The 3827-nt window shown below is 61.2% G+C and carries 3 protein-coding genes and 1 pseudogene; all 4 read right to left on the bottom strand.

All coding sequences use genetic code 11. The features are described from left to right. Positions 1-74: pseudogene (locus tag EH228_RS02120) on the bottom strand (type VI secretion system tube protein Hcp); the annotation flags it as partial. Positions 75-77: 3 nt separating this feature from the next. After that, the gene (locus EH228_RS02115) at positions 78-1805 is read right to left on the bottom strand and encodes an OmpA family protein (protein ID WP_193323252.1); all 1728 of its coding nucleotides are present in this window, start codon (positions 1803-1805) and stop codon (positions 78-80) included. A gap of 3 nt (positions 1806-1808) precedes the next feature. Then, on the bottom strand, positions 1809-2462 hold the full coding sequence (gene tssL, locus EH228_RS02110; RefSeq protein ID WP_152320052.1) for a type VI secretion system protein TssL, short form: 654 nt from the start codon (positions 2460-2462) through the stop codon (positions 1809-1811). Continuing rightward, positions 2459-3796: a type VI secretion system baseplate subunit TssK gene (gene tssK / locus EH228_RS02105; protein ID WP_152320051.1), complete on the bottom strand. Its 1338-nt coding sequence runs from the start codon at positions 3794-3796 to the stop codon at positions 2459-2461. The genes tssL and tssK overlap by 4 nt, the downstream gene beginning before the upstream one ends. Positions 3797-3827: the final 31 nt, after the last annotated feature.

Raw genomic sequence — 3827 nt, 5'->3', positions numbered from 1 at the left:
TCCTGAACATCCACTGAACCCTTGATGTCCGCGCCGCCGTCGTCTTTCAGCCACAGATAGACTGGAATTGCCATGGTTTATTTCTCCATTTCTTGAGTTGGTGCGTCGCTTTCATCCGGCGACGCTGTTTTTGTATCCGGTAACTGACAGGCGTCCGCCTGCGGTACCAGACTGATTTCGACCCGCCGGTTAAGCGCACGGCCTGCCGGGGTGTCATTGGCGGCAACAGGGCGGCTTTCGCCATAGCCCTGCACTGCAAAACAGCTTTCCGGCACGTCGCCGGTGTCGCGCATCCAGTCCCGCACCGCCGCGGCGCGTTTCAGGGAGAGCGTCTGGTTCTGTTGCGGACTGCCGGTGTTGTCGGTATGTCCGCTGACCACTATCAGCCAGCCGGGACGGGCTTTGATATCCACCAGGGAATTCACCAGCATTTTTGTCGAGCCCGCCTTCAGGACCGCCTTCCCGGAATCGAACAGCGACAGGCTGTCGAGACGGACCGTCTTCGGCACCGGTACGGCCCTGGGTTCCGGCTTCGGCGGCGGGGGCGGCGGCGCCCAGTCACTGATCGCTGTTTCCACCGGGACGACCAGACGCCCCCCCTGATACAGACCCATACGGTAACGCAACGGTTCGCCACCGCGCTGCCAGTCATCCAGCAGACGTCCGTCAGCACGCAGGTATTGTTGTGCCTGCAACTTCGGTGCAGGCAGCTCGCCACTGAGGCGATGGTAGAGTGCAAGATGATCGCCCACACTACGGACAAGACGCTGATTGTTGATAAAGGAGGTCATCATCGCCAGCGTAAGGAAAATCCCGCCCAGCAGCCCGACCTGCCGCCAGAACAGCATCTTTCGGCTGATCCCGCGGCGACGCGGCAGCCCCGGCAGCAACAGTTCCGGCAGGGGCAGCGCATCAGTCTGGCGGGCGGTTTCCGGCGACAGGGCCGTAATGTCAGCAATATGTTGCTGCCAGAGGTTGTCGTGCTGGCCGCCGACCGGCACCATGCAAAAGCCCTGTGCGCAGGGCGTCAGTACGGGTAATTCCCCCTGACGTACGGTCAGCACACTGTCCACCGCGCTCCCCTGCCAGCCCAGCAGGCTATTGAGCCACAGCACCTGACTCAGGCGGGTAAAGCGCCCTGATGCATCACTTTCTTCAACCCAGTCCGTGAGGGGCTGGTTCCCCAGTCCGGGCTGATGAACCTGCAGGCCGGTGCCATGACCGCCAGCGATGAACCAGACCGGCACCTGCTCCGGACAGGTTCCCGGCGGCGAAATCCAGGTGACGGTCCAGACGGGAGGCAACCCGCTGAGCCACGCCCTGCACTGTGTCACTGCACGCTGCCATCCCCGCAGGTTCTGCGTAAAATCAGCCGGGGAGACGTGGCATTCAGGCAGTATCGCCAGTAATACGGAAATCTGTGAAACCAGCGCAGGTCGTACACGACTCAGGCGCTGCGCCAGCAGGGGAAGCTGTTCCGCATCCTTCACCTGCAGGTACCAGCCCTGGCGGCTTTCACGATGTCGGGCGGTGGAGGCAAACAGGGGCGCGTTGTCACCGCACACCAGCACCACCGCCCCCTGAAAATCCTCCGGCGGCAAACTGGCGTCGGTGAAATCGTCAGTCGCCCCATGACCGATGCGTACTCCCCGCCACTGGCGCCACAGCGCCACAGCACAAACCAGTACCACCAGCAGACTGAGCCCCACCCGACTGCCGGTGGATAATGACCAGAATCCCAGGATTAACCACAGTCCCAAAATGGCAGCCAGTACCGTCAACAGTCCCCGGTAAACATCACGCATCGCTTACCTCAGCCCGACGGTCTGACTCACCAGGTCGGTGAGGGAAGACGAGAGGAAAAACCACAGCACCGCCAGCACCACGCCCCCGGCAATCCAGGAAAACCAGTACAGACGGCGACCACTGCGCAGACGCGACGCCCGGACCACCACCGGTGCATCCTGTGCCAGGGCAAACGGGGGAACCCGTTCGCCAAGTGCCCTGACCACATCCTCACGACGTTCGTCATCCTGTGCGCGATACTGACCGACAAATCCCAGTTGCAGGGTGCGGTACAGACAGGCCAGCACGGCCGTATCCGCCGTATTGTCCTTCAGAAGAGTACGGATCCGTTCCCACAGTTCTTCACCCGCATTCAGGGTGCCAAAGAAACGCGCCTGCAACGGATCCCGCCGCCAGGTCAGGTAACCATCATCAGAGGTGCCACGATTGAGCACGCTCTCATCCAGCAGGGCGCACAGGGCATACACCATATGATCACGGCTGACATCGCTGTAATCCGCCTCTGTCAGCGCCGTCCTGGCATCCTGAACCAGGTGACAGGCCCGGCGATACAGACTTTCACCATCACGGACTTCCTGGCCACCACGCAGCTGGCTGGCCATCAGCCAGCCCGGACAGAAAATACGTTCGATTTGCCTGAGTTCGGCTCTGTTCATGTCCGCAGTACCGCATAAAGTTCCAGTTTCACCTCACCCAGCGAACGGGGGGTGTAGAAGGTACAGCTGCCCGCTTCCAGCATGGCTCTGGCCGCATCCGTCGTCAGATCCAGCGAAAAATACTGATTCTCCAGACGCAGGGGGATGGCAGCAGGTACATGGCTGAGTGGCTTGATAACCATACCGCTCAGGGCGACGTTCACCACATCAGAAACGTCATCAAAACTGCCCGCCTTACACAACTGCGGGAACCTGACCTGCAACGCGTGATTCGGCATTGAAGAGCGTACCGAGAGATAAAAATCAGCGCCCTCACGCAACCGTGCATCGTGCAGTGCGCCTTTCCACATCTGCTCCTCATGCTCAAGCTGAATACTGATCACCCGGGACGGCAGGCTGGCTTCCAGCAACCGGTCAAGCAGGGTGAGCAGCGGCGGAAACACCTGCTCCGGGGCATGATGTCGCCAGGCTGGAATATCTCCCGCGTCATGCTCAAGTGAAAAAGTCAGCAGGCTGCCGGCCAGACGCGCCAGCTCCCGGTACAGCAACTCGGGATGACGGGCTGGCTCCTGTAAAAGCTCTGTCAGTACCGGCTCTGCGCTGTTCAGGGCATTCAGCAGCCAGAACAGGGACACATCCGCCACCGCAAAATCCGCCATCCGCTCATTACTTTCGCGGCGCATGGCCATCAGACGCTGGCGTCGTGCCTGCAGACGTTGCAGCAGGTCACCCAGCGCCATCACCAGTGCAGGGCTTGCGGACAGCGAGAGTAACGGGGGAATAAAGGACGGGTCCCGACTCCACACGCCCTGTGCATTGCGCGCCAGTCGTGTGACCGGACAGGTCAGATACGCCGTGTTTTCCTGGCTGGCAAGGCGCAGCGTCAGGGCATAACGGAGCACCGCCAGCTCACCCCGTTCGGTACCGGCCAGTTCCTGCACCTGTGCCCGTTCGGCTTTCCAGCGGCGGGGACGGTCACTGTCCTGGCCGTTATCCAGATTGCCGCCATTGGCGCTGAGCAGTGGCAGGGCCAGCAACACCTCCACCGTATCCTGACCGCTGGCGGCCGACAGATCACAGACCGGGGGAAGGTTGTCGGCCAGATCGGTATTAACCAGCGTGCCATCCGGGAAACGGACCACGATACGGGTCGCGTTAAGGCGGGACAGCGCCAGACCGGCATCATCGAATTCAGCGGCAATCACTCCCCACGGATGGGCAAGCCCCATTCGCGCGACGGTGTCAGTGACATACGCATCCCACTGTGTCTGCTGTTGAAACTGTTGCGGGGCCAGAAAGGCCCCGTCTTCCCATAACGGACGATAAATTTTCATCCCTGCCTGACTCCTGCCTTATGCTTTCGCC

The sequence above is a fragment of the Erwinia endophytica genome (assembly GCF_009295515.1).
GTDB classification, from domain to species: domain Bacteria; phylum Pseudomonadota; class Gammaproteobacteria; order Enterobacterales; family Enterobacteriaceae; genus Erwinia; species Erwinia endophytica.
This window is presented reverse-complemented; position numbering and strand designations above follow the sequence as displayed.